This window comes from Oceanobacillus indicireducens, assembly GCF_014647195.1.
Taxonomy (GTDB): domain Bacteria; phylum Bacillota; class Bacilli; order Bacillales; family Amphibacillaceae; genus Oceanobacillus; species Oceanobacillus indicireducens.
Window position 1 is genome coordinate 21,718 of sequence record NZ_BMOS01000035.1, and the last position, 8,121, is coordinate 29,838.

General features: G+C 37.4%; 9 protein-coding genes. 8 read left to right on the top strand and 1 reads right to left on the bottom strand.

Annotated elements, in window-relative coordinates; all coding sequences use genetic code 11:
- Positions 1–47: 47 nt before the first annotated feature.
- The 4 genes from IEX94_RS16835 (at position 48) to celB (ending at position 3,897) form a co-directional block, all read left to right on the top strand.
- Positions 48–1,487, top strand: coding sequence for a glycoside hydrolase family 1 protein (locus IEX94_RS16835; RefSeq protein ID WP_188859096.1), 1,440 nt, complete (start codon positions 48–50; stop codon positions 1,485–1,487).
- A gap of 92 nt (positions 1,488–1,579) precedes the next feature.
- A complete protein-coding gene (locus tag IEX94_RS16840; protein WP_156856129.1) occupies positions 1,580–1,903 on the top strand; it encodes a PTS cellobiose transporter subunit IIB in 324 nt (107 codons plus the stop codon).
- A 113-nt stretch (positions 1,904–2,016) separates the two neighbouring features.
- Entirely contained in the window at positions 2,017–2,520 is a 504-nt protein-coding gene (locus tag IEX94_RS16845; RefSeq protein WP_188859098.1) for a hypothetical protein, read from the top strand.
- A gap of 21 nt (positions 2,521–2,541) precedes the next feature.
- On the top strand, positions 2,542–3,897 hold the full coding sequence (gene celB, locus IEX94_RS16850; RefSeq protein ID WP_188859100.1) for a PTS cellobiose transporter subunit IIC: 1,356 nt from the start codon (positions 2,542–2,544) through the stop codon (positions 3,895–3,897).
- A gap of 137 nt (positions 3,898–4,034) precedes the next feature.
- Here the strand turns inward: celB and IEX94_RS20340 are convergent, their stop codons facing one another.
- Positions 4,035–4,292 (bottom strand): Uma2 family endonuclease, encoded by a 258-nt coding sequence (locus tag IEX94_RS20340; protein ID WP_188859103.1) that lies wholly within the window; start codon positions 4,290–4,292, stop codon positions 4,035–4,037.
- A gap of 522 nt (positions 4,293–4,814) precedes the next feature.
- Here IEX94_RS20340 and IEX94_RS16860 point away from each other — a divergent pair.
- The 4 genes from IEX94_RS16860 to IEX94_RS16875 all read left to right on the top strand — a co-directional run bounded on the left by IEX94_RS16860 (position 4,815) and on the right by IEX94_RS16875 (position 8,097).
- The gene (locus IEX94_RS16860; RefSeq protein ID WP_188859104.1) at positions 4,815–5,525 is read left to right on the top strand and encodes an SDR family oxidoreductase; all 711 of its coding nucleotides are present in this window, start codon (positions 4,815–4,817) and stop codon (positions 5,523–5,525) included.
- A 647-nt stretch (positions 5,526–6,172) separates the two neighbouring features.
- Positions 6,173–6,733: a TetR/AcrR family transcriptional regulator gene (locus IEX94_RS16865; protein ID WP_188859105.1), complete on the top strand. Its 561-nt coding sequence runs from the start codon at positions 6,173–6,175 to the stop codon at positions 6,731–6,733.
- Positions 6,734–6,806: 73 nt separating this feature from the next.
- Positions 6,807–7,628 carry a purine-nucleoside phosphorylase gene (locus IEX94_RS16870; RefSeq protein ID WP_188859106.1) on the top strand — a complete coding sequence of 274 codons (822 nt, stop codon included), beginning with the start codon at positions 6,807–6,809 and terminating at the stop codon, positions 7,626–7,628.
- Between the two features lie 193 nt (positions 7,629–7,821).
- Entirely contained in the window at positions 7,822–8,097 is a 276-nt protein-coding gene (locus tag IEX94_RS16875; protein WP_188859107.1) for a Na+ dependent nucleoside transporter N-terminal domain-containing protein, read from the top strand.
- Positions 8,098–8,121 lie beyond the last annotated feature (24 nt).

The window sequence follows — 8,121 nt, forward strand, 5'->3', positions numbered from 1 at the left end:
ACCGTAAGAGGATTTATTGGATTCATAATTAAGGAGGGACTAGTACAGTGTTACACAAAAAACTTAAACCATTTCCGACTGATTTCTTATGGGGAGCCGCTTCAGCTGCATATCAAGTAGAGGGTGCATGGGATACAGATGGAAAAGGAAAGTCCAATTGGGACGAATTCGTCCGTATTCCTGGGAAAACATTCAAAGATACCAACGGCGATGTAGCTGTTGATCATTACCATCGCTACAAAGAAGATATAGCTTTGATGGCTGAAATGGGATTGAAAACCTATCGATTCTCTGTAGCATGGACACGTATCTTTCCAAATGGAAAAGGAGAAGTAAATCAAAAAGGTATAGATTTTTACAATCGTTTAATTGATGAGTTGGTCAAGCATGGTATTGAACCAATATTAACCATTTATCATTGGGATTTACCACAAGCTCTTCAAGATGAGTATGGTGGCTGGGAATCAAGGCAAATTGTCGAGGACTTTAGAAATTATAGTATTACATTATTCAAGGAGTTCGGAGACCGTGTGAAATATTGGGTTTCATTAAATGAACAAAATATATTCACTAGACTGGGCTATCAAACAGGTATGCACCCACCCGGGGTAAAAGATGACAAACTATTTTATCAAGTGAACCACCACGCTAATTTAGCAAATGCGATTGCTATTAAGGAATTTCGTAACTATGTTCCTGATGGAAAAATGGGACCAAGTTTTGCATACTCACCAGCCTATGCAGCCACATCAAAACCAGCAGACATATTAGCTGCAGAAAACGCGGAAGAGTTAACAAACCACTGGTGGATGGATGTCTACACATGGGGTGAGTATCCAAAAGCAACTTGGAATTATCTCAAGCGTAGAGGTATTGCTCCACAAGTAAAAGAGAGCGATTTCACACTATTGAAAGAAGGAAAGCCTGACTTCATGGGAGTGAACTATTATCAAACGACTACTTATGAAAAAAATCCCTTGGATGGCGCTACACTGGATGGTCACTTCAACACCACAGGTAAAAAAGGTACGATGGAGAGCACTGGTATACAAGGACTCTTTAAAACCGTTGCCAATAAAAACCTAGAGACAACAAACTGGGATTGGAACATTGACCCACAAGGATTACGGATTGGTCTTCGTCGAATAACGAACCGCTACGGATTACCAATCTTAATTAGCGAAAATGGTCTTGGTGAATACGATACCGTTGAAGCGGATGGTACGATAAACGACGACTACCGCATCGAGTATATTCACACTCATTTAAAGGCTATTCAGGAAGCAATTACAGACGGTGTTGACATGATTGGTTATTGTGTGTGGTCCTTTACTGATCTTCTCAGCTGGTTAAATGGATTCCAGAAACGCTATGGGTTTGTATATGTTAATCAGCATGAAGACGGAAAACACGACCTTCGACGTATCAAAAAGAAGAGCTTTTATTGGTACAAGGAAGTCATTGATAATAATGGAGAAAATATTTAATGAAATGTAAGCGCTGTCGACGGTATGTCTCGGTACTTGGATTAACGATAGCTTCTAAATAACGAAATTATAATTCTATGGAGGGATGTAAAATGAAAAAGGCGTTAATTATTTGTGCAGGTGGTATGTCATCTTCTTTAATGGCTAAGAAAACAACAGAGTTTCTTAAAAAGGAGGGCCATGATATTGAATTAGAAGCAACAGGAGCTAATGAAGGTCAAAAACTGATTGAAAAAGGTGATTTTGATTTATTTTTGGTAAGTCCTCAAACAAAAATGTACTATAAAAGGCTTAAAGATGCCGGGGATCGTTCAGGCAAACCAGTTGTAAACATCCCACCTCAGGCATATGTTCCGATTCCTATGGGGATTGAAAAGTTAGCGAATGTGATTTTACAAGAGTTTCCGGATGAATGATCTGCTCTTAGATTAAGTCCAATTGAGTGGAAATAAGGCACGCTTATTAATAAACAGCTTCCCCGCTACTAAACGCTAGTAGCGAGAGCTGGATTAATAGAAGAGGGATTTAAATGAAAAAAGATGAAATGGCACAGATAGTACAAAACAGAAAAAAGTTAAGTGTAAAATCAATGTATTTTAATCGATATTTACTTGTAAGATATGTATCCGCGTTATTCTTTTTTACAAATTTTTATTGGTTAATCTCATTATTGATGAGTGATTCGTCACTATTCTTTATCCCATTGGTATTAATCATCGTATTTGTTGTGAGTGCTGCCGAACAGGTAAAAATATTTAGCAGTCATACTAATAATGCAACACACACAAAATTCTATTTTAAAATTCAACTTGTGATAAATATTATATTGTTATTACCAACTTATTTTTCTTCTTCCTTTACCCAGTTATACCCTTTCCTAATTGAAAAAGGGTCGTCTAAACTATTTATTTTAGCGATATTAATGTTAGGAATAATATTAAGTGCGATCACTCTCAAGCGTTTACATTCGATTAAACATAATGAGGATAAACATTTTGAACGCATCAAGGAATATGAACAAGCTATTAATTAATAATAGATAGGGGAAATTACAATGGAAAATGAAAATAAAGTATTTGCTTTCTTAGAGAAGTATCTAATGGGTCCAATGGGTAAAATTGCGTCCTTCCGTATAGTGCGTGCCATAATGGCTGCAGGGATGGCTTCTATTCCGTTTGTAATTGTAGGATCGATGTTCTTAGTCTTGAACGTACTACCAGAGACATTTACTTTTTTAGAGGGCTTTTTTGATAATACATTTTTCAGAATTAGTGATTTGTATATGTTAGCAAACAAAACAACGATGGGAATATTAGCGTTATATTTTGGCCTCGTTATTGGGTATGAGTATACAAAAATATTTGCTGAAGAAGAAGAGCTAAACCTAAACCCGTTAAATGGTGCTTTACTATCTTTGTTTGCATTTTTTATGACTGTTCCTCAGTTAGTTATCGAGAATGGGAAAATGACTCTCGTACATCTAATTGATGAAGACAATACAATTGTCCAAGGGTGGGAAATGGTTGCAGATGGGGTAAGTCGCTTAGGGGCGACAGGAATATTCACAGCAATTATTATGTCCGTTATAGCGGTGCAAGTCTATAGATTGTGCGTTAAACAAAATTGGGTTATTAAAATGCCTGAGGCCGTTCCAGAGGGTGTGTCCAGGTCATTCACAGCCCTAATTCCGGCATTTCTAGTAGCTTTTGTTGTTTTATTAATCAATGGTATTCTAGTTGCACTGGGGACTGATATCTTTAAGATTGTTGCAATTCCTTTTGGCTTTGTTGTTAATTTAACAAGTAGCTGGGTAGGTATTTTAATTATTTACTTCTTAATCTCCGCTCTTTGGATTGTAGGTATTCATGGGGCAACTATTATTTCAGGCTTCTTGACACCAATCGTTCTAACAAACTTGCAATCTAACATAGATGGAGCAAACATTCCATTTGCAGGCGAATTCCAAAATGCATTTGTTTATATGGGGGGTTCGGGGGCTACTTTAGGCTTATGTATTTTCATTGCATTTTTAGCTAAATCAAAGCAATTAAAAGTTCTAGGCAAAGCCGCTCTTGCTCCTGGTATTTTTAATATTAATGAGCCGCTAATATTCGGATTACCAATTGTCTATAATCCCTTTTTAGCAATCCCATTTTTCCTAGCACCAATGGTATCAGCATCAATAGGTTATTGGGCGATCAAACTAAAAATTATAGGTCCTGTTATCGCACATCTTCCTTGGCCTACTCCAATTGGTGCCGGAGCTTTCTTGAGTACAGGCGGGGACTACTTGGCAATCATTGTTGCATTGGTTTCTGCTCTTGCAGCATTTATAGTTTGGCTGCCCTTCATTAAAATGTATGACAATAAGTTAGTTAAGCAAGAAGAAGGTGGAGAATCGCTAATTTAAACTAAATTATAAGTTGCAATCCCCTGAATAAGGCAGCATATTAGAAGGATAGACCCCTTCTGATATTGCTGCTATTTCATTCAAAAACCGTTTACTCTTCTTTCATAGTAAAGCGTTTATTTTTCAATATATATTGCTCAAGTGCCCCCATTTGGATCAACAATCCAATATTCAGGAATATTAAAATATGCATATGAAACTAACTTGTTCATTTTATCTTGTTTCAAGGAGGAGGGAGGAATGATTTCAATTACAAGATCCGGTGAGCCTTCAATGCCACGGTCTGTCAAAATCTCCACGCGCTGACACGAAACCATAACGAGGTCAGGCTGACGGACCTCTGTTTGAGAAAGAATAACATCGATTGGGGCATAAAAAATAAAGAAGTTAGACATACAACCTTTCGATAGTTGATTATAAATCTCTGCGCTTATCAGTTAATGAGTCGTTGAAGGAGATGGACTTATCAGTTCCAGTTTCCCTCCCGCTAATTCATAGCGCTCTTGATCATTCATTGAAGCATAGTTCTGATAAGTTAGATTACCTTCTTTCATAACGTTATGTTTCTTCCCACTTTTCTATCTTTCATCTCAAAGTCTCCTTCGTACTTCAATAACTAGCGGTGTACCATTTTTTAAATCATTATATCATTTACCAGCACGAAATTAAACAAATTCAAGAACATTAGTTCCCATCATGTAAACATACACAAAGATAATCAGCTTGCTGAAATGCCTATACTTTAGATCTAGCAAAATCATTGAAGTATGCATACTCCTTGAGTATTAACAACAAATGCTTAATAATTAGTGCAAATGCTTTATTTTTGCTATCCATTTGAGAATAACTTCAATCGCCTTCATATCAAAGAGATAAAAGAGCGAGATGGTAGCGACAACTAGGAGGAGGAGATTATCTTGAACAAATTACAAGGGAAAACAGCAATCGTTACAGGGGCCAGTGCTGGAATTGGTGCTGCTATTGCTAAGGAATTAGCAAGTAAAGGGGCAAATATCGTCCTCGCCGCCCGCCGAATGGATAAGTTGAACGAAGTAAAGAATGAAATTACGGAAATAACAAATAGAAAAGTGAAAGTCATTGCTGTCCAGGCGGATGTATCCGTTAAGAATGACGTTAATCAACTCGTGGAACAGGCACAAACGGAGCTAGGAAATGTGGACATTCTTGTCAATAATGCTGGGCAAATGCTATCAGCGACTATCCAATCTGGCCAAGTCGAGGAATGGGAAAAAATGATTGATGTTAATATTAAGGGTGTCCTTTATAGCGTTCATGCTGTATTACCTTCCATGCTGTCCCGATCGTCTGGCCACATTATTAATATTGCTTCCGTATCCGGTCTTGAAGTAACAAAGACAAGTACCGTCTATAGTGCTACAAAACATGCAGTTCGGGTTATCTCTCAAGGATTAGAAAAGGAACTCGCTAGAACGGGTGTAAGGATAACCAATATTTCACCAGGTATGGTCGATACGAGCTTGAGCAGTGACAACAACTGGAATGGCCGTAAAAAGCTTGATCCAACTGATATTGCAAAGGCTGTTGTCTATGCAGTTACCCAGCCTAGTTATGTAAATGTTAACGAAATTACGGTTCGACCTGTATAAAATAGAGGGGCTACCCGAGGGTCTCTCCTTTGATTTTTATTACTCCATATTCGCACTGATAAACGCCATAAAGTGAAACTTCATTCAATGGGTTTTCTAACCTCCCCCACCTTCACGTTGGACTTCCCACATGTTTAGAGGTGGGGGTAAACTCTTTAATTGTCCGAACAGACTTAAATCTAGCTCGTTTAGGTGATTATAGCATCTCTAATCTCCCAAACAATATCAAATCTAACTCATTCGGGGAATTAGAGCACCTCTAATCTCCCGAACGAATTCAAATCTAACTCATTCGGGGAATTAGAGCACCCCTAATCGCCCGAATGAACTAAAATTTAGTTCAGAGAGGCAATTAAAGATTAAAATGCTCCTATTCACACGATTAAAGTCTATTGGAACCATGTTTATTACGGTACTGGTTTCACTAATAACTAGAGGAAGGCTTGCTGTATCAGACTGCGAAACTTGAATTATTATAACGTTATCATATAACCAATTGTAGAGTAATATCTGCAAGTAGACGTTTATTCTTTCAAAAAACAATCATCGTACATAATGTTTCTGCTTATATTGACAACTTGTATGCGCTATTATATACTCTGTATGTAGACCGTTCGGTATAATTATTGAGATGAGGTTTGTTAAATATGAAAAAAAATACAAGGGAAGAAATGATTAAGGCGACTGCAAAGCTATTGCAAACGAATGGGTATGTTGGCACAGGATTGAATGATATCATTCGCTTGAGTGGCGCGCCAAAAGGTTCTATTTACTATCATTTTCCAGATGGAAAGGAACAATTAGCAATAGAAGCAGTAAATTGGACAAGGGAAACTGTGGCTAACTATATAAAGGAAAAGCTTGAGGTTCACCAAGATCCTGTCCTCTCGATCCAAGAATTCATCTTAGAGAGTGCTGAGCGTTTTGAAAAAGATAATTACTTTTTTGGTGTCCCTATTACAGCCTTAGTTTTAGAAACATCCTCAACTAGCGAGAACTTAAGAAAGGCTTGCAATGAAGTGTTTGAAGCATGGGGAAATGTCTTTTCCGATATTTTAAAAAACAAAGGTTACGACAATGATAAGGCAAACGAGATTGGAATGATCATAAACTCAATGATTCAAGGCGCTTTTGTTATATCATTGGCACGCAGAGATTCAACCGCCTTAAAAAAAATCGCAAACCAAATTCCCTTCATCATGAGGTAATCCTACCTCTTTTTTCGCAAAAATTATGTAGACCGGTCTAGATTATAAGGATTAATATATGGAGGTATAAAACATGCATAAAACTGAAGATATCCAACAAGCGAAGGACTATATCCTAAGTAAGACAGACCTTATTCCTGAAATAGGAATTATTCTTGGTTCCGGATTAGGTAGTCTTGCTGATGAAATTGAAGACGCGGTAGCTATTCCTTATGAAGATATCCCCCACTTTACAAAGGCAGACGCTATCGGAGGACATTCCAATGAATTAGTCATTGGGAAATTTGAAGGTAAAAACATCGTGGCAATGCGGGGGCGCTATCACTATTATGAAGGTTTTTCCCTAGATGAAGTAACCTTTCCAGTAAGAGTTATAAAAGCCTTAGGTGCAGATAACCTGATCATTACAAACTCATGTGGAGCAGTCAATACCGATTTTAGCCCTGGTGAGCTAATGTTAATTACCGATCACATCAACCTAGTAGGTACTAATCCTTTAATTGGAAGAAACAATGATGACTTAGGTACTCGTTTCCCAGATGTTAGTGAAGTCTATAACCGCGGGCTACGTAACTTAGCACTCCAAGTTGCTGAGAAAAACGACATTACATTACGACAAGGTGTATATGGCTGGTGGAGTGGCCCGGTTTATGAAACCCCCGCAGAAATTAGAATGATTCGCACGTTAGGCGGAGATGCAATTGGCATGTCTACGGTTCCTGAAGCAACTGTTGCAATTCATTCAGGAATGAAGGTTCTAGGCATTTCATGCTTGACTAATATGGCATGTGGAATTCTCGATCAGCCTTTGAGCCATGAAGAAGTAGTAGAAGTTGCCGGGAAATCTCGTGCTACATTTGTACACCTAGTTCGTAACGTTATCAAAGAAATGTAACCCCTTTCGACAATATTAATTATTATAGAGAAACTTTAAGTCTATGTAGAAGGATTGGAATATACTTCTAAATTCCAATCTTTCTCACCTATTAACGAGATTTCAGATTAGTTAAATAAAACGCTACCTGTGAAGAGTAAAAAAGGGAAAATTAATAAAAAATTTAAACACGATAAACCGGGAGGATAACATAATGAACATAGTATGGGGCATAATAGGGTGTAGCATTATTATTTTGTTTTCCTATCTATTATCTGAGAATAAGAAACAAATTAACTATAGAACAGTCACTATAGGTTTTGTGTTGCAAATTGTATTCGGATACTTAGTATTAAAATGGCAACTCGGAAAAGATGTCCTTTCTTATTTATCTGATGGAATCAATGGAATCATTAATTATGGCCGAGAAGGATTAGAATTTGTTTTCGGTCCATTAGCTGAAAATGTTTATGGCAAACTAAAAATGTAGGTTATGGCACTTCTTTTATGCATG